General features: G+C 74.4%; 27 protein-coding genes. 22 read left to right on the top strand and 5 right to left on the bottom strand.

Going from position 1 to position 24,696, the window contains the following annotated elements; genetic code table 11:
- Positions 1 to 210: a hypothetical protein gene (locus AC2A1K_RS07895; RefSeq protein ID WP_483895755.1), complete on the bottom strand. Its 210-nt coding sequence runs from the start codon at positions 208 to 210 to the stop codon at positions 1 to 3.
- 80 nt (positions 211 to 290) lie between these two features.
- Here AC2A1K_RS07895 and AC2A1K_RS07890 point away from each other — a divergent pair, with 80 nt between their 5' ends.
- Both AC2A1K_RS07890 and typA read left to right on the top strand, forming a co-directional pair.
- The gene (locus AC2A1K_RS07890) at positions 291 to 1,277 is read left to right on the top strand and encodes an FAD-dependent oxidoreductase (protein ID WP_483895754.1); all 987 of its coding nucleotides are present in this window, start codon (positions 291 to 293) and stop codon (positions 1,275 to 1,277) included.
- A 42-nt stretch (positions 1,278 to 1,319) separates the two neighbouring features.
- Positions 1,320 to 3,257: a translational GTPase TypA gene (gene typA, locus AC2A1K_RS07885; protein ID WP_483895753.1), complete on the top strand. Its 1,938-nt coding sequence runs from the start codon at positions 1,320 to 1,322 to the stop codon at positions 3,255 to 3,257.
- A 21-nt stretch (positions 3,258 to 3,278) separates the two neighbouring features.
- Here typA and AC2A1K_RS07880 read toward each other — a convergent pair whose 3' ends face one another.
- Positions 3,279 to 3,968, bottom strand: coding sequence for a DedA family protein (locus AC2A1K_RS07880; protein WP_483895869.1), 690 nt, complete (start codon positions 3,966 to 3,968; stop codon positions 3,279 to 3,281).
- Between the two features lie 133 nt (positions 3,969 to 4,101).
- Positions 4,102 to 5,541, bottom strand: a complete 1,440-nt coding sequence (gndA, locus tag AC2A1K_RS07875) for an NADP-dependent phosphogluconate dehydrogenase (RefSeq protein ID WP_483895752.1) — start codon at positions 5,539 to 5,541, stop codon at positions 4,102 to 4,104.
- Between the two features lie 277 nt (positions 5,542 to 5,818).
- Here gndA and AC2A1K_RS07870 point away from each other — a divergent pair, with 277 nt between their 5' ends.
- From AC2A1K_RS07870 to AC2A1K_RS07860, 3 genes are read left to right on the top strand one after another with little or no spacing between them, the layout of a single operon-like run.
- Positions 5,819 to 6,301, top strand: coding sequence for a GtrA family protein (locus AC2A1K_RS07870; protein WP_483895751.1), 483 nt, complete (start codon positions 5,819 to 5,821; stop codon positions 6,299 to 6,301).
- 43 nt (positions 6,302 to 6,344) lie between these two features.
- Positions 6,345 to 7,709, top strand: coding sequence for a histidinol dehydrogenase (gene hisD / locus AC2A1K_RS07865; protein WP_483895750.1), 1,365 nt, complete (start codon positions 6,345 to 6,347; stop codon positions 7,707 to 7,709).
- A gap of 2 nt (positions 7,710 to 7,711) precedes the next feature.
- The gene (locus AC2A1K_RS07860) at positions 7,712 to 8,839 is read left to right on the top strand and encodes a histidinol-phosphate transaminase (RefSeq protein WP_483895749.1); all 1,128 of its coding nucleotides are present in this window, start codon (positions 7,712 to 7,714) and stop codon (positions 8,837 to 8,839) included.
- Here AC2A1K_RS07860 and AC2A1K_RS07855 read toward each other — a convergent pair.
- On the bottom strand, positions 8,836 to 9,330 hold the full coding sequence (locus AC2A1K_RS07855) for a winged helix-turn-helix transcriptional regulator (protein ID WP_483895748.1): 495 nt from the start codon (positions 9,328 to 9,330) through the stop codon (positions 8,836 to 8,838). The two genes, AC2A1K_RS07860 and AC2A1K_RS07855, sit on opposite strands and share 4 nt — an antisense overlap.
- 124 nt (positions 9,331 to 9,454) lie before the next feature.
- Here AC2A1K_RS07855 and hisB point away from each other — a divergent pair, with 124 nt between their 5' ends.
- The 10 genes from hisB to hisI all read left to right on the top strand — a co-directional run bounded on the left by hisB (position 9,455) and on the right by hisI (position 15,910).
- Positions 9,455 to 10,060, top strand: coding sequence for an imidazoleglycerol-phosphate dehydratase HisB (gene hisB, locus AC2A1K_RS07850; protein ID WP_483895747.1), 606 nt, complete (start codon positions 9,455 to 9,457; stop codon positions 10,058 to 10,060).
- Positions 10,061 to 10,091: 31 nt separating this feature from the next.
- Positions 10,092 to 10,250, top strand: a complete 159-nt coding sequence (locus AC2A1K_RS07845; RefSeq protein WP_483895746.1) for a hypothetical protein — start codon at positions 10,092 to 10,094, stop codon at positions 10,248 to 10,250.
- Between the two features lie 81 nt (positions 10,251 to 10,331).
- Positions 10,332 to 10,985: a class I SAM-dependent DNA methyltransferase gene (locus AC2A1K_RS07840; RefSeq protein ID WP_483895745.1), complete on the top strand. Its 654-nt coding sequence runs from the start codon at positions 10,332 to 10,334 to the stop codon at positions 10,983 to 10,985.
- Positions 10,982 to 11,656 (top strand): imidazole glycerol phosphate synthase subunit HisH, encoded by a 675-nt coding sequence (gene hisH, locus AC2A1K_RS07835; RefSeq protein ID WP_483895744.1) that lies wholly within the window; start codon positions 10,982 to 10,984, stop codon positions 11,654 to 11,656. The genes AC2A1K_RS07840 and hisH overlap by 4 nt, the downstream gene beginning before the upstream one ends.
- Before the next feature lie 100 nt (positions 11,657 to 11,756).
- The gene (locus AC2A1K_RS07830) at positions 11,757 to 12,191 is read left to right on the top strand and encodes a YciI family protein (protein ID WP_483895743.1); all 435 of its coding nucleotides are present in this window, start codon (positions 11,757 to 11,759) and stop codon (positions 12,189 to 12,191) included.
- A gap of 35 nt (positions 12,192 to 12,226) precedes the next feature.
- On the top strand, positions 12,227 to 12,685 hold the full coding sequence (locus AC2A1K_RS07825; protein WP_483895742.1) for a YciI family protein: 459 nt from the start codon (positions 12,227 to 12,229) through the stop codon (positions 12,683 to 12,685).
- Complete coding sequence (locus AC2A1K_RS07820) at positions 12,682 to 13,953, top strand: RNA polymerase sigma factor (protein WP_483895741.1); 1,272 nt, start codon at positions 12,682 to 12,684, stop codon at positions 13,951 to 13,953. The genes AC2A1K_RS07825 and AC2A1K_RS07820 overlap by 4 nt, the downstream gene beginning before the upstream one ends.
- Positions 13,954 to 13,979: 26 nt before the next feature.
- The gene (priA, locus tag AC2A1K_RS07815) at positions 13,980 to 14,714 is read left to right on the top strand and encodes a bifunctional 1-(5-phosphoribosyl)-5-((5-phosphoribosylamino)methylideneamino)imidazole-4-carboxamide isomerase/phosphoribosylanthranilate isomerase PriA (RefSeq protein ID WP_483895740.1); all 735 of its coding nucleotides are present in this window, start codon (positions 13,980 to 13,982) and stop codon (positions 14,712 to 14,714) included.
- Positions 14,715 to 14,774: 60 nt separating this feature from the next.
- Complete coding sequence (gene hisF, locus AC2A1K_RS07810) at positions 14,775 to 15,560, top strand: imidazole glycerol phosphate synthase subunit HisF (protein ID WP_483895739.1); 786 nt, start codon at positions 14,775 to 14,777, stop codon at positions 15,558 to 15,560.
- Positions 15,557 to 15,910, top strand: coding sequence for a phosphoribosyl-AMP cyclohydrolase (gene hisI, locus AC2A1K_RS07805; protein ID WP_483895738.1), 354 nt, complete (start codon positions 15,557 to 15,559; stop codon positions 15,908 to 15,910). The genes hisF and hisI overlap by 4 nt, the downstream gene beginning before the upstream one ends.
- Before the next feature lie 24 nt (positions 15,911 to 15,934).
- Here the strand turns inward: hisI and AC2A1K_RS07800 are convergent, their stop codons facing one another.
- Positions 15,935 to 16,876 carry a LysR family transcriptional regulator gene (locus AC2A1K_RS07800; protein ID WP_483895737.1) on the bottom strand — a complete coding sequence of 314 codons (942 nt, stop codon included), beginning with the start codon at positions 16,874 to 16,876 and terminating at the stop codon, positions 15,935 to 15,937.
- Between the two features lie 74 nt (positions 16,877 to 16,950).
- Between AC2A1K_RS07800 and AC2A1K_RS07795 the strand changes: the two genes are divergently transcribed.
- The 7 genes from AC2A1K_RS07795 (at position 16,951) to lgt (ending at position 24,564) form a co-directional block, all read left to right on the top strand.
- Complete coding sequence (locus tag AC2A1K_RS07795) at positions 16,951 to 17,928, top strand: DMT family transporter (protein ID WP_483895736.1); 978 nt, start codon at positions 16,951 to 16,953, stop codon at positions 17,926 to 17,928.
- A 115-nt stretch (positions 17,929 to 18,043) separates the two neighbouring features.
- Positions 18,044 to 19,669, top strand: a complete 1,626-nt coding sequence (locus AC2A1K_RS07790; RefSeq protein WP_483895735.1) for an anthranilate synthase component I — start codon at positions 18,044 to 18,046, stop codon at positions 19,667 to 19,669.
- The gene (locus AC2A1K_RS07785) at positions 19,666 to 20,376 is read left to right on the top strand and encodes a TIGR02234 family membrane protein (RefSeq protein ID WP_483895734.1); all 711 of its coding nucleotides are present in this window, start codon (positions 19,666 to 19,668) and stop codon (positions 20,374 to 20,376) included. The genes AC2A1K_RS07790 and AC2A1K_RS07785 overlap by 4 nt, the downstream gene beginning before the upstream one ends.
- 40 nt (positions 20,377 to 20,416) lie before the next feature.
- Positions 20,417 to 21,226 carry an indole-3-glycerol phosphate synthase TrpC gene (gene trpC / locus AC2A1K_RS07780; RefSeq protein WP_483895733.1) on the top strand — a complete coding sequence of 270 codons (810 nt, stop codon included), beginning with the start codon at positions 20,417 to 20,419 and terminating at the stop codon, positions 21,224 to 21,226.
- Between the two features lie 84 nt (positions 21,227 to 21,310).
- Positions 21,311 to 22,597 (top strand): tryptophan synthase subunit beta, encoded by a 1,287-nt coding sequence (gene trpB, locus AC2A1K_RS07775; protein WP_483895732.1) that lies wholly within the window; start codon positions 21,311 to 21,313, stop codon positions 22,595 to 22,597.
- A gap of 20 nt (positions 22,598 to 22,617) precedes the next feature.
- The gene (gene trpA, locus AC2A1K_RS07770; protein ID WP_483895868.1) at positions 22,618 to 23,409 is read left to right on the top strand and encodes a tryptophan synthase subunit alpha; all 792 of its coding nucleotides are present in this window, start codon (positions 22,618 to 22,620) and stop codon (positions 23,407 to 23,409) included.
- A 15-nt stretch (positions 23,410 to 23,424) separates the two neighbouring features.
- Positions 23,425 to 24,564 (top strand): prolipoprotein diacylglyceryl transferase, encoded by a 1,140-nt coding sequence (lgt, locus tag AC2A1K_RS07765; protein WP_483895731.1) that lies wholly within the window; start codon positions 23,425 to 23,427, stop codon positions 24,562 to 24,564.
- The last annotated feature ends 132 nt before the right edge of the window (positions 24,565 to 24,696 follow it).

The following is a 24,696-nucleotide window of genomic DNA, read 5'->3' as shown; positions in this document are numbered from 1 at the left end:
TCAGGGCAGCTGCTGCGGCGCGCCCGGCGCGCCGTCGACCTTCTTCGCGTCGCTCGACCGCTTCGCCAGCCAGATCCCGCCGCCGACGACCAGCGCCACCGGCACCAGCCACAGCAGCGCGCCGAACAGCCACTGCACGAGCGGCCAGACGACCCCGCCGACGACCACGAGCGCGCCGATCCCCACCAGAACCCACACCACGATCCTCATGACCTCGATGCTGGGCGCCGCTGCGCCCGCGCGGATCGGGGTGCAACCCTGAACTCCGACTCGGGGTCGGGAGGGGACGCATGCGGGTGGTCGTGGTCGGCGCGGGGATCGTGGGGCTCGCCACGGCGTACACGCTGCTCGGGCGCGGCATCGAGGTGCGCTGCCTCGACGCCGGCGAGCCGATGGGGGCGCGGTCGGCGGGCGACACGCGCATCTTCCGCGTCGCCCACGGCGATCCCGGGCTGGTCGCGGAGGCCCGGCGCGCCTCGGAACTGTGGGACGACTGGTCGATGACCGCGGGCCGCACGCTCGTCGGTGGCGAGCGCGCGAAGGTCAGCGGTTCCCGGGTGCCCGCGTGGGCCGAGGCCATGACCGCGGCCGGGGCGATCCACCGGGTGGTCGACGGCGTCCTGCACGACCCGGCGGGCGGCGTGCTGGATCTCGTCGCCACCCGGGACTTCCTCACCGCTGTGGTGCAGCCGGCGAAGGCGGAGGTCATCGCCCTGGACCCGGACGGCACCGTGCACACGGCCGGAGGAGCCCCCGACCACCCCGACGCCGTCGTCGTCGCCGCCGGCGCCGGCACTCCGGCCCTGGTGGTGCCCCTGGGCGTCGACGTCCCCGCGGAGCTCGAGCACCACGCCCGGTTCACGTTCGCCGGCCCCGCCGACCAGCCCTGCCACCTCGACGCCCGCGCCGACGGCGACCTCGCCAGCACCTACCAGCACCGCACCCGAGCCGGGCACTGGGCGATCGGCGGGCACCTCCCCGACGCCGACACCGCCTGGGAACTGGGCGCCGACGAGGTCGCGCGGCGCTCCCGCGAGGCGGTCGTCGACCACGTCCGTCGACGGCTGCCCCACCTCGACCCGACTCCGGTCGCCGAGCTGCGCTGCACCCCGATGCGGGGCCAGGGCGACGGGGTCCACCGGGCCCGCGCCGGCACCGTGCACGTCGTCTGGGGCGACAACCTCGCCAAGCTCGCACCCCGCATCGGCGAGGTCGTCGCCGCCGACGTGGTGGGGGACACGCCGGTCGGCGTCGGTGCGGGAGATCACGCCCCGTAACCTGGGACGGAGCACCCCTTTCTTTCCGGCTGGAGTTCCTGCGTGTCCGTCACCGCCCCCGAGCGTTCCGAGCCCGCCTCCGACAGGTCAGGGGGACGCTCCGACCTGCGCAACGTCGCGATCGTGGCCCATGTCGACCACGGCAAGACGACGCTCGTGGACGCGATGCTGCGCCAGTCGGGCGCCTTCTCCGCGCGGACCGAGCCGGTCGACCGGGTCATGGACTCCGGGGACCTGGAGCGGGAGAAGGGCATCACGATCCTCGCCAAGAACACGGCGATCCGCCGCGACGGCGTGACGATCAACGTGATCGACACCCCCGGCCACGCCGACTTCGGCGGCGAGGTCGAGCGGGGCCTGTCGATGGTCGACGGCGTCGTGCTGCTCGTGGACGCCAGCGAGGGCCCGCTGCCCCAGACCCGCTTCGTGCTGCGCAAGGCGCTGGCGGCCCACCTGCCGGTGATCCTGGTCGTGAACAAGACCGACCGCGCCGACGCCCGGTGCGCCGAGGTCGTCGACGAGTCCCTCGAGCTGCTGCTCGAGCTGGCCACCGACCTCGGCCTGGACGACGACGTCGTCGCCGGCCTGCTCGACCTGCCCGTCATCTACGCCAGCGCCCGCGCCGGGAGGGCCTCCACGGAGCGCCCCGCCGACGGCACCGTGCCGGAGTCGCCGGACCTCCAGCCGCTCTTCGACATCCTGATGAGCCAGGTGCCGGCGCCCTCCGACGACCCGAACGGCGTCCTGCAGGCCCACGTCACCAACCTCGACGCCTCGTCGTACCTCGGTCGCATCGCGCTGTGCCGCGTGCGCTCGGGACGGATCCGTCGAGGTCAGCAGGTCGGCTGGTGTCGCGAGGACGGGTCCGTCACCCGCGTCAAGGTCACCGAGCTGCTGCGCACCGAGGCCCTCGAGCGCGTGTCGACCGAGTACGCCGACGCCGGCGACATCGTCGCCGTCGCCGGGATCGCGGACGTCACCATCGGCGACACCCTCGCCGACCCCGAGGACCCCCGCCCGCTGCCGCGCATCACGGTCGACGAGCCGGCGATCGCCATGACCATCGGCATCAACACCTCGCCGCTGGCCGGGCGGGGTGGGGGGACGACCGAACGGCCGGGCACCAAGCTCACCGCCCGCCTGGTGAAGAACCGGCTCGACGCCGAGCTGGTCGGCAACGTCTCCATGCGCGTGCTGCCGACCGAGCGCCCGGACGCCTGGGAGGTCCAGGGTCGCGGCGAGCTCGCGCTGGCCATCCTCGTCGAGCAGATGCGCCGCGAGGGCTTCGAGCTCACCGTCGGCAAGCCCGAGGTCGTCACGAAGGTCGTCGACGGCAAGACCCACGAGCCGTTCGAGCGGCTCTCGGTCGACGTCCCCGACGAGCACCTCGGCGCGGTCACCCAGCTGCTCGCGGCTCGCAAGGGCGAGATGCTCGAGATGGCGCACTCGCCGTCCGGTCAGGTCCGCATGGAGTTCCGGGTGCCCTCGCGCGGCCTCATCGGCTTCCGCACCGAGTTCCTCACCGAGACCCGCGGCACCGGCATCGCCAATCAGCTCTTCGACGGCTACGGCCCGTGGGTCGGCGAGCTGCGCGCGCGCATCTCCGGCTCGCTGATCGCCGACCGCTCCGGTCCGGTGACGCCGTACGCGATCCAGCAGCTCGCCGACCGCGGTGACCTGTTCGTCGGCCCGACCACGCCGGTCTACGCCGGGATGGTCGTCGGCGAGAACGCGCGGGCGGACGACATGGAGGTCAACATCGTCCGGGAGAAGAAGCTGACCAACATGCGCTCGTCCACGGGCGACGAGCTGGTCCGCCTCACCCCGCCGCGCCTCCTGTCGCTGGAGCAGTCGCTGGAGTTCTGCGCCGAGGACGAGTGCGTCGAGGTGACCCCGGGAGCGGTGCGCATCCGCAAGGTCATCCTCGACGCCCAGGAGCGCCACAAGGCCCGCAACCGCTCGAAGCAGGGTCTCGCCTAGAACGTCACCAGGCCTGGAACGTCACCAGAAGGTCGGGCGCTCGATCACCTGGGTCGGCGCCTCCATCCTCTTGACCTCGCGGTGTCGGCGGTAGCGGCGGATCAGCATGGTCACCACGAGGGCACCGAGCACGACGATCACGACCGTCTGGAAGACGCCCGCGTAGCGCTCGACGAGGTGCCAGCGGGAGCCCAGGGCGTAGCCGCCGCCCACGAAGACGGCGTTCCAGATCAGGCTGCCCAGGCCCGTCAGCCCGATGAACTCCCACCACGGCATGCGGCGCTGCCCGGCCGGGATGGAGACGAACGAGCGCACGCCGGGGATCATGCGGCCGACGAAGACCGCCGCGCGTCCGTTGCGGTCGAACCACTGCTCGGCCTTGACCACGTCGCGTTCGTGCACGAGCGGCATGCGCGCGAGCGTGCGGCGCAGCCAGGCGTCCGAGGCGAGCATGCCGATGAGGTAGAGCGCGATCGCCCCGACCACGGAGCCGGCCGTGGTCCAGACGATCGCCGACAGGATTGAGAACTCGCCACGCCCGGCCGCGAACCCGGCGAGCGGCAGGATGATCTCGCTCGGGATCGGGGGGAACAGGTTCTCGAGCGCGACGATCAGGCCGGCCCCGGGCGCGCCGAAGGTCGACATGAGATCGGTGGCCCATCCGGCGAGCCCCGAGTCGGTGGGAGGAGCCGGGGGAGCGGCGGCGCTGATCACGGGGAGGAGCGTCGGCATGAGAAGGGAACGAACGGGACCGCGTTCCTTCTCCCGCCCGAAGGTGTGATTCGTCCCGTTCGCCCCCGGCTCCCGTCGTTCCCGTCCCGTTCGTCGGGGCCCGGCTCCTGCCTCAGCGCTCCTCCTGCGGACGCCCCTCCTCGGCCCAGCGGGTGTGGAAGACGCCGGGACGGTCGGTGCGCCGGTACGTGTGCGCGCCGAAGAAGTCGCGCTGACCCTGGATGAGCGCCGCGGGCAGCCGCTCGGCGCGCAACGCGTCGTAGTACGCGAGCGCCGTCGAGAAGCCCGGCGCCGGGATGCCGAGCTGCGCCGCCACGGACACCACGCGCCGCCACGCGTCCTGCGCGCCGGCCAGGGCCTCACGGAACGAGGTGTCGGTGAGCAGGGTGGGCAGCTCGGGGTCGCGGCGGTAGGCGGCGGTGATCTCGTCGAGGAACCGCGCCCGGATGATGCAGCCGCCGCGCCAGATCGCGGCCACCGCGCCGAGGTCGATCGACCAGTCGTACTCGGCGGCGCCGGCCTGGATCTGGTTGAAGCCCTGGGCGTACGCGACGATCTTGGACGCGTAGAGCGCCTGCTCGATGTCGTCGGCGAAGCCCTCGGCCGCGGCGCCCTCGAGCACCGCGCCCGACGTGCCGGGCAGGTCGCGCGCGGCGTCGCGCAGGTCGCGGTGCCCCGAGAGCGACCGGGAGAAGACGGCCTCGCCGATCCCCGTCACCGGCACCCCGAGCTCGAGCGCACCCTGGACGGTCCAGCGCCCGGTGCCCTTCTGCTCGGCCTCGTCGGCGACGACGTCGACGAACGGCTTGCCGCTGTCGGCGTCGACGTGGGCGAGCACCTCGGAGGAGATCTCCATGAGGTAGGAGTCCAGGCGCCCGGCGTTCCACGAGCGGAACGTCTCGGCGATCGCGGCGGGGTCGAGGTCGAGGCCCTTGCGCAGCAGGTCGTAGGCCTCGGCGATGAGCTGCATGTCGGCGTACTCGATGCCGTTGTGGACCATCTTCACGAAGTGGCCCGCGCCGTCGGCGCCGATGTGGGTGCAGCAGGGCTCGCCGTCGACCTTCGCGGCGATGTCCTCGAGCAGCGGGCCCAGCGCGTCGTAGGCATCCTTCGGCCCGCCCGGCATGATCGACGGCCCGTTGAGCGCGCCCTCCTCGCCGCCCGAGACGCCCATCCCGACGAAGTTCAGCCCCTTCTCCGACAGCGCCTTCTCGCGGCGCCGGGTGTCGAGGAAGTGCGCGTTGCCGGCGTCGATGATCACGTCGCCCTGGTCGAGCAGCGGGACGAACTCGTCGATCACCGCGTCGGTCGCCGCCCCGGCGGGGACCATCAGCACGATCCGCCGCGGGCGTTCGAGGGCGTCGACGAACTCCTGCGCCGACGAGCTGCCGACGAAGGTGCCCTCGTCGGAGAAGTTCTCGACGAGCTCGCGCGTACGCGACTCGCTGCGGTTGTGCACCGCCACCACGTGCCCGTGGCGCGCGAGGTTGCGGGCGAGGTTGCGCCCCATCGTGGCCAGGCCGCTGACGCCGATCTCGGCTTTCGCACTCACGCGGTGCAGAGTGCCCACCGGACCACCGGTCACACCAGTCCCGATCGGTGATCAGATCGCCCTGTGACCGGACGATCACGCACCCGAGTGGGTGGCCGTCCCGCGAGGCCGGGTCGTCGGACGGCGGTGCGACTGTCACGGCGGTACCCGGCCGGCGGACCTCGTCGTTCTCGGTCACGCGCAAACGGGCCCGAGCGACCGACGAGTTCACCGGACGGTCATCCCGTCGCCGTCGGATTCCCTGCGCGGGAGGCCCCGGAGTCGATGGGATGAGGGCGTGGCCGACTCCCGCGCGTGCTTCCGCCGTGCCTGCGCCGCCGTCATCGGGGTCCTGCCGGCGCCACTGCGCCGGACCGTCGCGCCGAGCCTCGTCGGCTTCGCGGTGGTCAACGGGTTCACGTTCGCGGTGGACCTGCTCCTGCTCTGGCTGCTGATCGACGGGCTCGGCCTGCCGCTGTGGGCGGGCGTGACGCTCGCCTACGGCACGGCGTTCGCGCTGAGCTTCGTGCTCAACCGGTGGCTGAACTTCGATCCCGAGCGCCCGGTCGGGGCCCAGATCGGCCGCTACGTCGGGGTGATCGCGGTCAACTACGCCGTGATCGTGCTGGGGGTGACGCACGCGGGCGCCGCCGTGGGCGTGCCGTACCAGCTCGCGCGCCTCGCCGCCGGGCTGTGCGAGGCCGTGTTCATGTACTGCGCGATGCGCTGGTTCGTGTTCGGGGGCGCGCTGCGCGCATGTGAGCAGAAACCGGTGTCATAGCCCGCGAAAGTGCTCACATCCCGAGGGCACCTAGGCTGGACGCGTGCTGTCCCGGATCGACCTGCGCGCCGCCGTCCCCGCCCCCGCCGAGCTGAGGGCGATCGTCCCCCGCGCCGCGGTCGACGTCGACGAGGTCGTCGAGCGGGTGCAGCCGGTGATCCACGCGGTGCGCGAGCGCGGGGCGGAGGCCGCCCTGGAGTTCGCCGAGACGTTCGACCGGGTGCGCCCGGAGTCGGTACGGGTGCCCACGGCCGCGCTGCGCGAGGCGCTCGACGGGGTCGACGCGGAGGTCCGCGCCGCGCTGGAGACGGCGATCGAGCGTGCCCGCACCGTCCACGCCGACCAGCGCCGCACCGACACGACGACCCAGGTGGTGCCCGGCGGCACGGTCACCGAGCGCTGGGTGCCGGTGTCCCGGGTCGGGCTGTACGCACCGGGCGGGCTCGCCGTCTACCCCTCCAGCGTCGTCATGAACGTGGTGCCGGCCCAGGCGGCGGGGGTCGAGGGGCTGGTCGTCTGCTCGCCGCCCCAGGCCGAGTTCGGCGGGCGCCCGCACCCGCTGATCCTCGCGGCGGCGGCGCTGCTGGGCGTCGACGAGGTGTGGGCGGTGGGCGGCGCCCAGGCGGTGGCGCTGCTCGCGTACGGGGGAGTGGACACCGACGGGGCCGTGCTCGAGCCCGTCGACATGGTCACCGGCCCCGGCAACGTCTACGTGACCGCGGCCAAGCGGGTGCTGCGCGGGCGCATCGGCATCGACTCGGAGGCCGGCACCACCGAGATCGCGATCCTCGCCGACGCGACCGCCGACCCGGTGCACGTCGCCGCCGACCTCATCAGCCAGGCCGAGCACGACCCCGCCGCCGCGTCGGTGCTGGTCACGACCTCGCCCGAGCTCGCCGACGCCGTCGACGCGGAGCTCGAGGGCCAGGTCGCGACCACCAAGCACACCGAGCGCATCACCACGGCGCTCTCCGGCCCGCAGTCCGGGACGATCCTCGTGTCCGGCGTCGACGAGGGCCTGCGGGTGGTCGACGCCTACGCCGCCGAGCACCTGGAGATCCATACGGTCGACGCCCGCGCCGTGGCCGCCCGGGTGCGCAACGCCGGCGCGGTGTTCGTCGGCCCGCACAGCCCGGTCTCGCTCGGCGACTACTGCGCCGGCTCCAACCACGTGCTGCCGACGGCCGGGTGCGCGCGGCACTCCAGCGGGCTGTCGGTGCAGACGTTCCTGCGCGGCGTCCACGTCGTCGACTACTCCGCCGACGCGCTCGCCGAGGTGGCCGACCGCGTCGTCGCCCTCGCCGACGCCGAGGACCTGCCCGCGCACGGGCAGGCCGTCACCGCCCGCTTCGGGCGCCGGCGCGCCGCGCCGCCTGCCGGGGCCGGCGCCATCGCGAAGGGCCGCTGAGCATGTCGGACGTCATCGGCGCCGGGGTCACGCTCGACGACCTCCCGCTGCGTGATGACCTGCGCGGGCGCAGCCCCTACGGCGCGCCGCAGCTCGAGGTGCCCGTCGCGCTCAACACCAACGAGAACCCGTTCCCGCCGCCGCCCGCGCTGATCGAGAGCGTCGCCGCGGCGACCCGTGAGGCCGCGGCGACGCTGCACCGCTACCCGGATCGCGACCACACCGCGCTGCGCTCGGCCCTGGCCGCCTACCTGACCCGCGCCACGGGCGTGCGCCTGGCCACCGAGAACCTCTGGGCCGCCAACGGGTCCAACGAGGTGCTCCAGCAGCTGCTGCAGGCGTTCGGTGGGCCCGGGCGGCTCGCGCTGGGCTTCGAGCCGAGCTACTCGATGCACCCGATCCTCGCCGCGGGCACGCGCACCGAGTGGATGCCCGCCCCGCGCCGCGACGACTTCTCCCTCGACGCCGCCCAGGCCGTCGACGTCGTCGCCGAGCTGCAACCGGACGTGCTGTTCGTGACCACGCCCAACAACCCCACAGGCCAGTCGATCGAGCTCGACGAGCTGCGCGCGATCGCCGAGGCCGCGACCGGGCTGGTCGTCGTCGACGAGGCCTACGTGGAGTTCTCGTCGGGGCCGTCGGCCGTGGAACTGCTCGAGCCCCTCGGCCACAAGCTCGTCGTCAGCCGCACCATGTCGAAGGCGTTCGCGTTCGCCGGCGGTCGGCTGGGCTACCTCGCCGCGGCGCCGGCGATGATCGAGGCGCTGATGCTCGTGCGCCTGCCCTACCACCTGTCGTCGCTCACCCAGGCCGCCGCGCTCGCGGCCCTCGAACACGCCGACGACACCCTGGCGCTGGTCGCCACGCTGTCCCGCGAGCGCGACCGGATCGCCGCCGGGCTGGCCGAGGTGGGCGCTCAGGTCGTGGCGAGCACCGCGAACTTCGTGCTCTACGGCGGCTTCCCGGCCCGGTACGCGGACGCGCACGCCGCCTGGCAGGCCTACCTCGACGCCGGGGTGCTCGTCCGCGACGTCGGTATCCCGGGGATGCTACGGGTCACCGTGGGCACGCCGGAGGAGAACGACCGGTTCCTCGAGGTCAGCGCTCAGGTGCTCGCGGCCACGATCTAGCTCGGCTGACGCGCCGCGTCCCGGGCGGCGCGCAGGCGCTCGATCACCGGCTCGCGCGGGTGCGCCGGGGCGGGTGCGCCGAGGTGGGTCACCCGCAGCTCGGCCATGAAGTCCTCCCGCATCTCGGGGCCGCCGTCCTCGAGCATCTGCGCGCGGACGGCGAGCTCCTCGGTGGTCTCGCGGTGGCGCAGACCCCAGGAACCGAGGGCGACGAACACCGGGACGAGCTGGATCGAGGACTCGGTGAGGCTGTAGGTGGCGCGCCGACCGCGGCCCGGGTCGTCGCGGGTGAGCATCCCGTCGTCGACGAGGCGGTGCAGCCGGTCGGCGAGGATGTTCGACGCGATGCCCTCCTCGGAGCCGGCCAGCAGTTCGCGGAAGTGGCGGCGCCCGCCGAAGGTGATGTCGCGCAGGACGAGCAGCGTCCAATGGTCGCCGAGGGCCTCGACCGCCCGGTTGATCGGGCAGCCCGACCGTCCGTTCTGCCGCATGCTCGACCTCCTGAACAGTAGTTGCACTTTACCACTGCATGTCGCTGGGTTCCTGGCGAGAGCGGCGCGGTCCGCGCCCGGGTGGTCCGGCGCGCAGCGCTGCCCGATCCGTACCCTGGAGCGCGTGAGTCGTACGGGACGCGTGGAGCGCGTGACCAAGGAGTCGAGCGTGCTCGTCGAGATCGATCTCGACGGCACCGGCCGCACCGAGGCCGCCACGGGTGTGCCGTTCTTCGACCACATGCTCGACGCGCTGGGCAAGCACGGCGCACTCGACCTCGTCGTGCGGGCCACCGGCGACGTCGAGATCGACGCCCACCACACCGTCGAGGACGTCTCGATCGTACTGGGCCAGGCGCTCAAGCAGGCGCTCGGCGACAAGTCGGGCATCCGCCGCTTCGGCGACGCCTGGATCCCGATGGACGAGGCGCTCGCGCAGGCCGTCGTCGACGTCTCGGGCCGTCCGTACTGCGTGCACACCGGGGAGCCGGAGTCGATGGCCGGGTTCGTCGTCGGCGGCAACTACCCGACGGTGCTCAACCGCCACGTCTTCGAGTCCATCGCCTTCCACGCCGGCATCGCCCTGCACGTGCGGGTCACCGGCGGCCGCGACCCCCACCACATCACCGAGGCCGAGTACAAGGCGCTCGCCCGCGCCCTGCGCGCGGCCACCGAGCCCGACCCGCGGCTCGAGGGTCCCGCGTCGACCAAGGGCGTTCTGGGGTCGTGACGGGACACGCGGCGCAGCGGAGCCGGACCCGATGACCGGCAGCGACCTGCTGATCGTCGGGCTCCTCGCCCTCGGCGGCTTCCTCGTCGGCGGCGTCGTCAGTTTCTGGCCGCGCAACAAGGTCGGCGCGGTCATCTGCGGGACGCTCGCCGTGCTCGCCATCGGCGGGGCGATCCTGCGCCTCGTCTAGCTGACGACTCCGTCACTCGGGTGATACACGCGGCGCGGATCGGGAACCACGCTGCGCGCACCCGGCGAGCGAGGAGGCAGCGTGGACGGCGTCACCGGGGGAGCGGCACGCTTGGCGCTCCTCGGGGTCGACGACACGGCCGTCGCCCGCCGTGTCTACGACGAGTGGGCGCCGACCTACGACGACGAGGACGTGGCCGCCCTCATGGGCCACCCGGCTGCGGCTCGGGTCGGCGAGCGGGTGGCCGCGCTCGCGCGGCCCGACACGACGGAGGTGCTCGACGCGGGGTGCGGAACGGGCCGCGTCGGCGCCGAGCTCGCGGCGCGCGGGTTCCGGGCGATCGACGGCCTCGACCTCTCGCCCGGCATGCTCCGGCGGGCTCGGCGGCGCCACGTCTACCACGATCTCGGGCCGGCGGACCTGCGGCACTCCACGCCGGGCGCGGGCGGCAAGTACGGCGCCGTCACCTGCGTCGGCGCGCTCGCGCGTGGCCACCTCGGCCCGGGTGCGCTCGTCGGGCTGGTCCGCGTGCTCCGGCCCGGCGGCGTCCTCGTCGCGACCGTCGCCGACGACACCTGGGCGGCGGAGGGCTACGAGCGCGTGCTCGGGCGGCTCGTGGCCGACGGCTACGCGCACGTCGTGGAGGACACGGACGAGCCCGGTCCCGGGCGCCTCCTCGTGCTCGCGGCACGGGAGGTCCCGGGACCGGGTCGATCGGTAGTCTCGGTCCCGTGAGCTCTCCCGCCCCGTCCGTGCCGCGCCCGACCACGCGCACCCCGCGGGTCGTCGTCCTCGACTACGGCTCGGGGAACCTGCGCTCGGCCGAACGCGCGCTCGAACGCGTGGGCGCCGACGTCGAGGTCACCGCCGACGGGCGCGCCGCGCTCGACGCCGACGGGCTCGTCGTCCCCGGCGTCGGGGCGTTCGCCGCCTGCGCCGCGGGGCTGCGTTCGGTGCACGGCGAGCGGCTGATCGAGCACCGCCTCGCGGGCGGTCGCCCGGTGCTCGGCATCTGCGTGGGCATGCAGGTGCTCTTCGAGCGCGGCGTCGAGTTCGGCGAGGAGGCCCAGGGCGCGGGCCAGTGGCCCGGCACCGTCGAGAAGCTGCAGGCTCCGGTGCTGCCGCACATGGGCTGGAACACGGTGCGCGCGCCGGCCGACAGCGTCCTGTTCGCCGGCACGGGTCCCGACACCCGCTTCTACTTCGTGCACTCGTTCGCTGCGCGGCGTTGGGAGCAGGAGGCCCCGGAGCACTTCCGCCCGGCGCGTGTCACCTGGGCCCACCACGGGGAGGACTTCGTCGCCGCCGTCGAGAACGGCCCGCTCTCGGCCACCCAGTTCCACCCCGAGAAGTCGGGTGACGCGGGGGCCGAACTCCTGTCGAACTGGCTCGGGACCCTGCGGTAGAAGAATCTCCGCGGTCGGTGTCGAAGACCGTCCGGCCCGTTCGACGCAGGGGTGAGCGGCGGGGTGCACGACCCCGCCGACGACCCGCGAGGAGAGCCCGATGCGCTACATGCTGATCATGGAGGGCCCGGAGTCCATGAGGCTGGGGGAGCCGGATGCGCCGCCCGCCGCCGAGGCCTTCGAGGCGATGGGTCGCTACAACACCGATCTCGTCGAGGCCGGCGTGCTGCTCGCCGCCGAGGGCCTGGCACCGAGCAGCGACGGCTTCGAGGTCACCCACGACGGCGAGACCCCGACCGTCACCGACGGGCCGTTCGCCGAGGCCAAGGAGCTCGTCGCGGGGTTCTGGATCCTCGAGGTCGCCTCCCGCGAGGAGGCCGTGCAGTGGGCGCGCCGCTGCCCGATCGGCCCGGGCGTGCGGCTGCAGGTCCGCCGGATCGCCGAGATGAGCGATCTCGAGGACATCGCGCCCGCCGAGGTGCTCGACGCCGAGGCCACTCTGCGCCGGCGGGTCGCCGAGCGCGAGCAGGCCTGACCCCCTTTCCCCGCACGACACCCCAGGAGATCGCCATGCGCTTCATGCTGCTGCTCAAGTACGACGAGGCCGCCCAGGCCGACACCCCGCCGGACCCCTCGCTGTTCGAGGAGATGGCCGCGTTCAACACCGCGATGGTCGACGCCGGCGTCCTGCTGGCCGGCGAGGGCCTGCTGCCGAGCGCCAAGGGAGCACTCGTCGCGTTCGACGGCGAGGAGCCGACCGTCACCGACGGCCCGTTCGCCGAGGCCAAGGAGCTGGTGGGCGGGTTCTGGATCCTCGAGGTCGAGTCGCTGGAGGAGGCCGTGTCCTGGGCGCGCCGCGCGCCGTTCCGTGACGGCGAGCGCATCGAGGTGCGCCGGGTGACCGAGGCCGAGGACTTCGAGGGCATCGCCCCGCCGGAGGTCCTGGAGGCCGAGGAGGAGCTGCGGGCCCGTGTCGGACACGAGGCCCGGCGGAGCCCGACCGCCGACCCTGCCCAGCAGCAGGGGTGACGATCCCGACGGCCACCGACCCTTACGCCCTGCTGGAGACGGTGTGGCGGATGGAGTCGGCGCGGATCGTGGCCGGCGTCGCGCGCCTGGTGCGCGACGTCGGCCGGGCCGAGGAGCTCGCCCACGACGCCCTCGTCGCGGCCATGGAGCAGTGGCCGGCGCAGGGCGTCCCGGACAACCCCGCGGCGTGGCTGGCGTCGACGGCCCGGCGCCGCGCGATCGACATGATCCGCCGCGAGCAGACCCTCGCGCGCAAGACCGAGGCGCTCGAGGCGGCGCAGACGGGTCTGGCGCCGGGCGCGGATGCCGAGGTCGGTGACGGGGCGGCCGCCGTCGGCGACGACGTGCTCGCCCTGCTGTTCGCCACGTGCCACCCGGCGGTCGCCCGCGAGTCCCGGGTCGCGCTCACCCTGCGGCTGTTCGGCGGCCTGACCACCGACGAGATCGCGCACGCGTTCCTCGTCCCGTCGCCGACGATCGGGCAGCGGATCTCCCGGGCCAAGAAGCGCCTCGCCGGGGTGGGCCCGGAGGCGCTGGCCGTCCCGGTCGGCGACGAGCTGGCCGACCGGCTCGGCGCGGTGCTCGAGGTGATCTACCTCGTGTTCAACGAGGGCTACGCCGCCACGAGCGGCGTCGACTGGACCCGCCCGACGCTGTGCGTCGAGGCCATGCGGCTGGGACGCGTGCTGGCGGCCCTGAGCCCGCAGGAGGCCGAGGTCCACGGGCTGGTCGCGCTCATGGAGCTGCAGGCCTCGCGGCTGCGGGCGCGCGTCGGCCCGTCGGGGGAGCCGGTGCTGCTCGGCGACCAGGACCGGGCGCTGTGGGACCGGATGCTGCTCCGGCGAGGGCTCGCGGCGCTGGAGCGCGCGGAGGCGTTCGGCGAGCGGGGCCGGTACGCCCTCCAGGCCGCCATCGCCGCCTGCCACGCCCGTGCCCGCTCCACCGACCACACCGACTGGGCCGCGATCGCCGCGCTCTACGCGGAGCTCGCGGCGCTCGCGCCGTCGCCGGTGGTCGAGCTGAACCGCGCGGTCGCGGTGGCTCGTGCCGAGGGACCGGACGCCGGGCTCGCGGTGCTCGAGCCGCTGCTCGACGACCCGACCCTCGCCGGCTACCACCTGCTGCCGGCGGTGCGCGCCGACATGCTCACCACCCTGGGCCGGGTGGACGAGGCCGTCCGGGAGATCGACCGGGCGCTGGAGCTGGTCCGCACGGTCGCGGAGCGCGAGCTGCTGGAGCGGCGGCGGGCGGCGCTCGCCGGGGCCTGAGGACGGGCTGGCTACGATCGCCCGCCGTGACCATCGACCTGCTCCCTGCCGTCGACGTCGTGGACGGCCAGGCCGTACGCCTCGTCCAGGGCCGGGCCGGCACCGAGACCGGCTACGGCGACCCCCTCGACGCGGCCCGTGCCTGGGCCGACGACGGCGCGGAGTGGCTGCACCTCGTGGACCTCGACGCGGCGTTCGGGCGCGGCTCGAACGCCGAGCTGCTCGCGCGTGTCGTCGACCAGACCGACATCGCCGTCGAGCTCTCCGGCGGCATCCGCGACGACGACTCGCTGCGCCGGGCGCTCGCCACCGGCTGCCGCCGCGTCAACATCGGGACCGCTGCCCTCGAGGACCCCGAGTGGTGCGCGAAGGCCATCGCGGAGTTCGGCGACCGGGTGGCCGTGGGGCTCGACGTCAAGATCACCGAGGGCCGGCACCGGCTCGCCGCGCGCGGCTGGGTGTCCGACGGCGGCGACCTGTGGAGCGTGCTCGCCCGCCTCGACGCCGAGGGCTGCGCGCGCTACGTCGTCACCGACGTGGGGCGCGACGGCACGCTGACCGGGCCCAACACCGAGCTGCTCGAGGCCGTCTGCGCCCGCACCGACCGGCCCGTGGTGGCCTCGGGCGGGGTGTCGTCGCTCGACGACCTGCGCACGCTGAACGCGCTGGCCCCGCAGGGCGTCGAGGGAGCGATCGTCGGCAAGGCGCTCTACTCCGGCAACTTCACCCTGCGCGACGCGCTCGCCCTGACCCGTATGTGAGCACTTTCCGGGCCCATAGGCCCGGAAAGTGCTCACATGGGCGCGGTTAGGCTGGTTCGTATGGGTGTCGCCGTGCGCGTGATCCCCTGCCTGGACGTGGACGCCGGCAGGGTGGTCAAGGGCGTCAACTTCGTCGACCTGCGCGACGCGGGCGACCCGGTCGAGATGGCGCGGCTCTACGACGCCGAGGGCGCCGACGAGCTGACCTTCCTCGACGTCAGCGCGTCGTCGGGCGAGCGGGAGACCACCTACGACGTCGTCCGGCGCACCGCCGAGCAGGTGTTCATCCCGCTCACGGTCGGCGGCGGCGTGCGCACCAACGACGACATCGACAAGCTGCTGCGGGCCGGGGCGGACAAGGTCGGCATCAACACCGCCGCCATCGCCCGGCCCGAGTTCCTGGGCGAGGCGAGCCGCCGGTACGGGTCGCAGTGCATCGTGCTGTCGGTCGACGCCCGGCGCGTCCCCGCGGATGCTCTCCCGCCCTCCCAGCCGACGCCGTCGGGGTTCGAGGTCACCACCCACGGCGGGCGGCGCGGCACGGGCATCGACGCGCTCGAGTGGACCCAGCGCGGCCAGGAGCTCGGTGTCGGGGAGATCCTGCTGAACTCGATGGACGCCGACGGCACCAAGGTCGGCTTCGACCTCGACATGATCACCAAAGTGCGGGCGCTCGTCGACGTCCCGGTGATCGCGAGCGGCGGCGCGGGCGAGGTCGAGCACTTCCCGCCGGCCGTCGCGGCCGGGGCGGACGCGGTGCTCGCGGCCAGTGTGTTCCACTTCGGGATCATGAGGATCGGCGAGGTCAAGGACGCGCTGCGCGCCGACGGTGTGGAGATCCGGTGAGCTGGTCGCTCGATCCCGAGGTGGGTGCGCGTCTCAGGCGCACCCCCGACGGTCTCGTGTGCGCCGTCGTCCAGCAGCACGACACCCGCGAGGTCCTCATGGTCGCGTGGATGTCCGACGAGGCGCTGGCCCGCACCATCGCCACGCGCGAGGGCACGTACTGGTCGCGGTCGCGGAACGAGCTGTGGATCAAGGGCCAGACCTCGGGTCACGTGCAGAAGGTCGTCGAGGTCCGCCTCGACTGCGACGGCGACACCGTCCTGGTCCTCGTCGACCAGTCCGGCGGCGCCTGCCACACCGGCGACCGCACCTGCTTCGACGCCGACGTCCTGCTGCCCGGCGACGCCTGAGCCTGGCCGGGCCGGGGTGCCGGCCTACGGGACCGGGTTCGTCCGCCCCGGCGACCCGGCCTGAACGGCGTCGCGCTCGGCCGCGACGGCGGTGAACATCTCGACGGCCGCCCGCACGGCCGCCGTGCCCCGGTCGGTGCGCCACACCGCGTCGATGCTGCGCCGCAGCTGCGGGTCGGTGGCGAGGGCGACCACCCCGGCCGGCAGCGGGGGACGGGCGAGGCGGGGGACCAGCGCGGCGACCCCGACCCCGGCCGCGAGCTCGACGTGCATCCCGAAGCCGCGAACCTGGCAGGTCACCCGCGGCTCGAGCCCCTGCGCGCGCAGGGTGTGCCGGAGCCAGGCCCCGGCCCGGGTGTCGAGGCCGTCGGCGACCCAGTCGAGATCGTCGACGGCGGAGAGCGTCACGGGCTCGCGGCCGGCGAGGGGATGCGCGGCGGGCAGCAGCAGGTCGATGACGTCGTCGCAGAGCCGCGCCCGCGAGGTCCCGGGCGGGATCGGGGCCGGCGAACCGTCCCAGTTCTCGACCACCGCGATGTCGAGGTCGCCCGCGAGGACCGCGGGCAGCGTCTCCTCGGCCTCGCCGTCGGCCAGCGCCACGCGCAGGTCGGGGTGGGCGAGGCGCAGGCGGGCGAGGGTCGGCGGGGCGAGGGCGTGCACCGAGGTCTGGATGGCACCGATCCGCAGCTCGCCGACCACCTCGTCACGCAGGCGATCGAGGTCGAGCCGGGCGGCGGCCACGCGGGCGAGGATGTCGGCGGCGTGCTCGGCGAGCATCCGCCCGGCCGCGGTGAGCCGCAGCCCGCGCCCGGCCGGCTCGGTGAGCTCGGTGCCCGCCTCGCGCTCGAGCTTCGCGAGCTGCTGGGACACCGCTGACGGCGTGAGGTGCAGCGCGCCGGCCGCGCCGGCGATCGAGCCGTGCCGCGCGAGGGCGTCGAGGGCACGGAGGCGGTCGAGCGCGAACACATCAGCGAACGTAACGGAAGTCGGCCAGGAATCATCGCTGGTCGGAAACGATCGTCGCCCCCAGCATCGAGGACGTGACGCGCTCCCTCGACCGCCCCGCCGTCCCCATCACGTCACGCGTCGACCCGCGTCTCGTCGCCGTCGCCGGCAGCCTGTGCATCGCGTTCTCACCGATCTTCATCGCGCTCGCGGACGTCAGCCCCGGGACGGCGACGTTCTTCCGCTGCGCGCTCGCGCTGCCGGTCCTCGCGCCGTTGGCGCTGCTCGAGTGGCGCCGCCGGCGCCGGGTGGTGGCGAGCACCGGCAACCGTCCGGTCGTGCTGCTCGTCGGCGGCGCGCTGCTCGGGCTCGACATGACGCTGTGGGCGGAGTCGGTGCACGCGGTCGGCGCGGGTGTGTCGACGGTGGTCGTCAACGCGCAGGTCGTGATCCTGCCGCTGCTCGCGTTCCTGGTGCTCGGGGAGCGGGTGCGGCGGACGTTCGTGCTCGCGGTGCCGGCGATGCTGGTCGGCGTCGCGCTGGCCGGCGGGCTGGTCGGGCCGACCGACGCGGACTCGGCGCCGGCGCCGGTGCGCGGCACGGTCACGGCCCTGATCGCCGCGGTCGCCTACGCCGGCTACCTGCTCTTCGTGCGCCTCGGCGCCGGTCCGGGGCAGCGGTTCGCGCCGGTCGCCGTCGCCACCCTCGGCGCCGCGATCACCTCGTTCGTCGTCGGCTCCTTCTGGCAGGGCGTCGACCTCGCCCCGGAGGTGCGCTCCCTCGCCTGGCTCGTCCTGCTGGCGCTCGTGGGGCAGGTGACCGGGTGGGTGCTCATCGCCTCGGCGCTGCCGCGGCTCGCGTCCTCGGCCGGCGCCTCGATCCTGCTGCTCCAGCCGGTGGGCGCGGTCCTGCTCGGCGCGCTGCTGCTCGGGGAGGTGCCCGGGGCGCTGCAGCTGCTCGGCTGCGCGGTCGTGCTCGGCGCGGTCGCCGTCGCCGCCCGGGCGCACGCCGCCCCGGCGCTCGAACCGGCGGGCGAGCCGGCGGTGGAGTCGGAGCGCGCCGAGCGCGCGTGATCAACGGGGACTTCGCGCGCCTGGAAGCAGCGAACCGCGCGTTCGCTGTAGAGAGCTCCGCCGGCCCGGTGACCACGGACCCGGTTGCCCGGCGCTGTCGGGGGAGGGGGCCACAATGAGGTCCGTGCCCCCGTCCGACGCCTCCAGCGCCCCGCTCGGCGCCGTCGTGCCCGACCGTGCGGGCTTCCACGCCCTGGCCGCCCACCACCGCGTCATCCCCGTGACGCGGCGGCTGCTCGCCGACGGCGAGACGCCCGTCGGGCTCTACCGCAAGCTCGCGGGGCGGCGTCCCGGCACGTTCCTGCTCGAGTCCGCGGCGCACGGCGAGTCCTGGTCGCGCTGGAGCTTCGTCGGGGCGCGCAGCGCCGCCACGCTCACCGAGCAGGACGGGCGCGCGGTGTGGACCGGGCAGGTGCCGGTGGGTCTGCCCGGCGGGCCGGACGACGAGGCGACGTGGGACGACCCGCTGGCCGTCCTGCGCGAGACGCTGCAGCGCCTGCGCACCGACCCGCTGCCCGGGCTCCCGCCGCTCACCGGCGGGCTCGTCGGCTACGTGGGCTACGACGCGGTGCGCCGGCTCGAGCGCGTCGGCGAGCTCGCGACCGACGATCTGCAGATCCCCGAGATGGTCATGCTGCTCGCCACCGACGTGGCCGCGCTCGACCACCACGAGGGCACGGTCACGCTCATCGCCAACGCGGTGAACTGGGACGACAGCCCGGAGCGCGCCGACGCCGCGTACGACGACGCGCTCGCGCGGCTCGACCGCATGGCCGCCGAGCTCGCGGCGCCCGCCCCGTCGACGGTGGCCACCGCGCAGCATCCGGAGGGCGCCGGCGCGGTCCGTCGCCGCCGGTCGCCCGAGGAGCACCACGCGGCCATCGAGGTGGCCAAGGAGCGGATCCGCGCGGGCGACGCGTTCCAGGTGGTCGTGTCGCAGCGCTTCGAGGCCGACACCAGCGCCGACGCGCTCGAGATCTACCGGGTGCTGCGGATGACCAACCCCAGCCCGTACATGTACCTGTTACGGCTCGCCGACGCCGACGGTCGGCCGTTCGAGATCGTCGGTTCGAGCCCCGAGGCCCTGGTGACGGTGCGGGACGGCGTGGCCACCACCCACCCGATCGCCGGGACGCGCTGGCGCGGGGCCGACGAGGAGGAGGACACCCTCCTCGAGAAGGACCTGCTCGCCGACGACAAGGAGCGCGCCGAGCACCTCATGCTCGTCGACCTCGGGCGCAACGACCTCGGACGCGTCTGTGTGCCGGGCACCGTCACCGTGCGCCGGTTCTTCGAGATCGAGCGCTACAGCCACGTCATGCACCTGGTGAGCACGGTCAGCGGCCGCCTCGCGCCCGACCGCACGGCGTTCGACGCGGTGGCCGCGTGCTTCCCCGCGGGCACGCTCTCGGGCGCACCCAAACCGATGGCGCTGCAGATCATCGAGGAGCTCGAGCCCACCCGGCGCGGGCTCTACGGCGGCATCGTCGGCTACCTCGACTTCGCCGGCGACGCCGACACCGCCATCGCCATCCGCACGGGGCTGCTCCGCGACGGCGTCGCCTACGTGCAGTCCGGCGGCGGCATCGTCGCCGACTCCGATCCCGAGGCCGAGGACACGGAGTGCGTCAACAAGGCGCGTGCCGTGCTCGCCGCGGTCGCGGCCGCCGACACGTTCGCCGCGCCGTCCACGGTGTCCGGCGGGTCAGGGGCGGCCTCCCCCGTGTCGGCCGTGTCATGACCGCCGTCCCGCGCCGGCCTTCCGCCCCGCCCGCGCGCCTGCTCGGGATCGTCGCGCTGCTGCTCGCGGTCGCGGCGGCGGTGCTGTGGGGGGCCTCGCGGGTCAGCTGGGTCAGCCAGGTCGTCGAGGGCGTGCCCGGGCCCCGCACGAGCACGGCCGACGGGGCCACCGTCGAGCCGATCCTCGTGCCGTGGGCGCTGCTGTGCCTCGCCGCCATCGGCGGGCTGGTCGCCACGGCCGGCTGGGGGCGTCGAGTGGTCGGCTCGCTCGTGGCCGTCGCCGGGCTCTGGGCGCTGCTGCGGTCCGCCACCGGCCTCCTCGCGCCGGCCGCGGGGTCGCTCCCGGAGGGCGCGACGCGCCCCGGCGACCGCCCGCTGCCGGCCGAGGCCGTCGTCGGCGGTCCGCTGCTCGGCGTCCTGGGCGCGCTGGTCATGATCGCCGCGGGGCTGCTCACGGTCCGCTGGGGCGCGGTGCTGCCGCGGATGGGCGCGCAGTACGACGCGCCCGGTGCCCGCGCGGCCGCCGCGCGTCCCACCGACCCGGACAAAGCACTCTGGGAGGCTCTCGACGACGGGCGGGACCCCACCGGTGGTCCGGCCGGTGAGGTGACAGCCGATCCCACGTCCGAGCCCGACGCGGGTCCCCCCGACGGCCCCCGCGCCGGACCCTCCGACGGGGTGGGCAGGACCGGAGGAGGGGCGGGTTAACATGGAGCGAACTCGGACGGGGGAAAGGGGCAGACCCGGCGTGAGCGTCCTGGAGCAGATCCTCGAAGGAGTCCGGGCCGACCTCACCGCCCGGGAAGCCGCCGTCCCCTTCGACGTCATCAAGGACAAGGCGGTCTCGGCGCCGCCCGCCCGTGACGCGCTCGGCGCCCTCCAGGGCCCCGGCATCGGGGTCATCGCGGAGGTCAAGCGGGCCAGCCCGTCGAAGGGCCACATGGTCGACATCCCCGATCCCGCGTGGCTCGCCGGCCGCTACGTCGACGGTGGCGCCCGCGTCATCAGCGTGCTCACCGAGCAGCGCTTCTTCGGCGGCTCGCTCGACGATCTCGACGCGGTCCGCGCGGCCGTCGACATCCCGATCCTGCGCAAGGACTTCGTGGTCGGCACCTACCAGGTGCACGAGGCGCGGGCCCACGGCGCGGACCTCGTGCTGCTCATGTGCTCGGTGCTCGAGCAGGACGCCCTCGACGCGCTCGTCGACCGGGTGGAGTCCCTCGGGATGACCGCCCTGGTCGAGGTGCACAACGAGGAGGAGGCCGACATGGCGCTGCGGGCCGGCGCCAAGCTCGTCGGCATCAACGCGCGCGATCTGCACACCCTCGAGGTCGACCGCTCGGTGTTCAGCCGCATCGCCCCGGGGCTGCCCGGCGAGGTGCTGCGGGTGGCCGAGTCCGGCGTCCGCGGCCCCGGCGACCTCATGACCTACGCCGGGCACGGGGCCGACGCCGTGCTCGTCGGCGAGTCGATGGCCACGGCCGAGGACCCGCGCGCGGCGGTGCGCCAGCTCGTCACGGCGGGGTCGCACCCGGCATGCCCCAAGCCGGCCCGCTGACAGCGCGCTGATCGTCGAACACCCTCGCGCCGCCTCGTAGCATCGTCGGCGACCCGTCCACCTGCGCAGGAAGAAGTACGTGAGATGACGTCGGCCAGCCACGGTCTCGCCGGGACCACGCACGAACCCGACGACCGGGGGCACTTCGGGCCCTACGGCGGGCGCTTCATGCCCGAAGCGCTCATCGCCGCCGTCGACGAGGTCGCCGCCGAGTACGAGAAGGCCCGCCACGACCCGGAGTTCCTCGCCGAGCTGGACCGCCTGCAGCGCGACTACGCCGGTCGTCCCTCCCCGGTCACCGACGCCCGGCGCCTCTCGGAGCACGCCGGCGGCGCGCGCATCCTGCTCAAGCGCGAGGACCTGAACCACACCGGCTCGCACAAGATCAACAACGTGCTGGGTCAGGCGTTGCTGACCAAGCGCATGGGCAAGACCCGGGTGATCGCCGAGACCGGGGCGGGCCAGCACGGCGTCGCCACGGCGACCGCCGCCGCGCTCCTGGGGCTCGAGTGCCTGGTCTACATGGGCGAGGTCGACACCGAGCGCCAGGCGCTCAACGTGGCCCGCATGCGCCTGCTGGGCGCCGAGGTCGTGCCCGTGACCACCGGGTCGCGCACCCTCAAGGACGCGCTCAACGAGGCCTACCGCGACTGGGTCGCGAGCGTCGGCCACACCCACTACATCCTCGGCACCGCCGCGGGTCCGCATCCCTTCCCGCGGATGGTGCGTGACTTCCACCGCGTCATCGGCCTCGAGGCCCGTGCGCAGGTCCTCGAGGCCTACGGCACGCTCCCGGACGCCGTCGTGGCCTGCGTCGGCGGCGGGTCGAACGCGATCGGGATCTTCCACCCCTTCCTCGACGACGCCGGGGTCCGGCTCGTCGGCTACGAGGCCGCGGGCGACGGCGTCGAGACCGGTCGGCACGCCGCGTCGATCACCGGGGGCACCCCGGGCGCGCTGCACGGGGCGATGTCGTACCTGCTGCAGGACGAGGACGGGCAGACGCTGGAGACGCACTCGATCTCGGCGGGCCTCGACTACCCGGGCGTCGGCCCCGAGCACGCGTTCCTCGCCGACGCCGGCCGGGCGACCTACGAGCCGGTCACCGACGCCGAGGCGATGGACGCGTTCCGCCTGCTCTGCCGCACCGAGGGCATCATCCCGGCGATCGAGTCCGCCCACGCGATCGCCGGCGCGCTGCGCCTCGGGCGCGAGCTGGGGCCGGACGCCACGATCCTGGTCAACCTGTCGGGCCGCGGCGACAAGGACGTCGACACCGCCGCCCGCTGGTTCGGCGTGGTCGATCCGGAGGCGCTGCCCACGGAGGCGCCCGAGGACGAGGACGCAGCGAGCGGGGAGCGGGAGCTGTGACGACCACGCCCACCACCGGGATCGACCGCCTCGGCGAGGTCTTCACCACCGCGAAGGCCGAGGACCGTGCCGCGCTCATCGCGTACCTGCCCGCGGGCTACCCGACGGTGCAAGGCTCGCTGGGCATGCTCACCCAGGCCCTGGGCGCGGGCGCCGACCTCGTCGAGGTCGGCCTGCCCTACTCCGACCCGGTGCTCGACGGCCCGGTGATCCAGCACGCGGTCGACGTCGCCCTGAAGGGCGGGGTCCGGGTCCGCGACACGCTCGAGGTCGTCGAGCAGCTCGCCGCCCGCGGCGGCCGCGCCGTCGTCATGACCTACTGGAACCCGGTGTTGCGCTACGGCGTCGACGCCTTCGCCCGCGACCTGGCCAACGCCGGTGGCCTCGGCGCCATCACGCCCGACCTGGTGCCCGACGAGGGCGCGGGCTGGCTCGCGGCCGCCGAGCGCGAGGGCCTCGCGCCGATCTTCCTGGTCGCCCCGTCGTCGACCGACGAGCGCATCGCCGCCACCACCGCCGCCACCCGCGGGTTCCTCTACGCCGCCTCGACCATGGGCGTCACGGGCGCCCGCGACGCCGTCGCGGACACCGCGACCACGCTGGTCGGACGCGCGCGTGCCCACACCGACCTGCCGATCGGCGTCGGTCTCGGGGTGCGCAACGGCGCCCAGGCCGGCGAGGTCGCGGGCTTCGCCGACGGGGTCATCGTCGGCTCGGCCCTGGTGAGCGCGGCCGAGCACGGCCGCGCGGCGATCGCGCGGCTGACCACCGAGCTCGCCGCCGGCGTGCGGGGCCAGCACACCGGGCGCTGACCGGCGGAAGATAGCGTGGCGGCCGTGCTCGCCGCGGTGTCCACTCTCCCGACCTACCTCCCCAGCCCACCCCGGGGTGTCTGGGAGCTCGGGCCGATCCCGCTGCGGGCGTACGCGCTCTGCATCATCGCCGGGATCGTCGTCGCGATCCTGTGGACCGAGCGCCGGTTCGTCGCCCGCGGCGGCGAGCCCGGTACGGTCACCGACGTCGCCGTGTTCGCGGTGCCGTTCGGCCTGATCGGCGGGCGGCTCTACCACGTCGCGACCGACTGGCCGACGTACTTCGGGCCGGGCGGCGACCCGGTCGCGGCCCTCTACATCTGGCAGGGCGGGCTCGGCATCTGGGGCGCGATCGCGCTCGGCGGCGTCGGGGCCTGGATCGCGTGCCGGCGTCGAGGCGTGCCGCTGACGGCGTTCGCCGACGCGGCCGCGCCCGGCATCGTCGCCGCGCAGGCGATCGGCCGGCTCGGCAACTGGTTCAACCAGGAGCTCTACGGCGGACCGACGACGCTGCCGTGGGGCCTCGAGATCTACCGCCGGGTCGACCCGGCCACGGGGGTCACCGACAACCTCGCCGGCGTCGCCGTCGACCCCACGCCGGTCGCGATCGTGCACCCCACGTTCCTGTACGAGCTGCTCTGGAACCTCGCGGTGGCCGCGCTGGTCGTGTGGGCCGACCGACGCTTCCGGCTCTCGCACGGGCGGGCGTTCGCGCTCTACGTGGCGGGCTACACCGCGGGACGCTTCGTCATCGAGCTCATGCGCACCGACCCCGCGACCCGCGTCTTCGGCGACATCCGGATCAACGTCGTCGTGTCGGCCGTCGTGTTCGCCGGGGCCGTCGTCTACATGATCGTGTTCCGCGGACGACCCCGGGAGGTGTTCGGCCGCGCCGCCGAGCCGGGTTCGGACCCTGATTCGGCCACTGGGACCACGGGTACGCCCGAACCCGTGGCCGACACGAACGACAGCACCGAGGACCAGCGCGCCGACAACGAGGTCGAGGCGCGCCGCACCGAGACGTCGTCCGCGGCCGAGCCCGGCGGCACGGGCGGGGCCGCGGAGCCCAGCAGCGTCGACGCCGTGCCCGCCGACCCCGCGCAGGACCGCGAGGAGGACGCCTCGGCGGAGCCGCCGTCGGCCACCAAGCGCTGACCGCACAGCTCCACCCGACCTCGGACGAACGGGTCACGACGGGCCTGCCACGACTCGTCCGTCGGTCTACGATCGGCAGGCACCGCGCAGGACGTCGGGGTCCGGCGCCGCCGTCGGTGTTCCTTCACCCGC

Source organism: Actinomycetospora sp. 2LY8.5 (assembly GCF_057180585.1).
Note: the sequence above shows the minus strand (reverse complement) of the source record. Positions and strands in the feature narration are given on the sequence as shown.

What these genes read in the sequence shown, in the direction of transcription:
- AC2A1K_RS07895 (WP_483895755.1), bottom strand. Translation starts at nt 210, where the DNA reads ATGAGGATCGTGGTGTGGGTTCTGGTGGGGATCGGCGCGCTCGTGGTC.
- AC2A1K_RS07890 (WP_483895754.1), top strand. Translation starts at nt 291, where the DNA reads ATGCGGGTGGTCGTGGTCGGCGCGGGGATCGTGGGGCTCGCCACGGCG.
- AC2A1K_RS07860 (WP_483895749.1), top strand. Translation starts at nt 7,712, where the DNA reads ATGTCGGACGTCATCGGCGCCGGGGTCACGCTCGACGACCTCCCGCTG.
- AC2A1K_RS07855 (WP_483895748.1), bottom strand. Translation starts at nt 9,330, where the DNA reads ATGCGGCAGAACGGACGGTCGGGCTGCCCGATCAACCGGGCGGTCGAG.
- AC2A1K_RS07845 (WP_483895746.1), top strand. Translation starts at nt 10,092, where the DNA reads ATGACCGGCAGCGACCTGCTGATCGTCGGGCTCCTCGCCCTCGGCGGC.
- AC2A1K_RS07830 (WP_483895743.1), top strand. Translation starts at nt 11,757, where the DNA reads ATGCGCTACATGCTGATCATGGAGGGCCCGGAGTCCATGAGGCTGGGG.
- AC2A1K_RS07825 (WP_483895742.1), top strand. Translation starts at nt 12,227, where the DNA reads ATGCGCTTCATGCTGCTGCTCAAGTACGACGAGGCCGCCCAGGCCGAC.
- hisF (WP_483895739.1), top strand. Translation starts at nt 14,775, where the DNA reads ATGGGTGTCGCCGTGCGCGTGATCCCCTGCCTGGACGTGGACGCCGGC.
- AC2A1K_RS07790 (WP_483895735.1), top strand. Translation starts at nt 18,044, where the DNA reads ATGAGGTCCGTGCCCCCGTCCGACGCCTCCAGCGCCCCGCTCGGCGCC.
- AC2A1K_RS07785 (WP_483895734.1), top strand. Translation starts at nt 19,666, where the DNA reads ATGACCGCCGTCCCGCGCCGGCCTTCCGCCCCGCCCGCGCGCCTGCTC.
- trpB (WP_483895732.1), top strand. Translation starts at nt 21,311, where the DNA reads ATGACGTCGGCCAGCCACGGTCTCGCCGGGACCACGCACGAACCCGAC.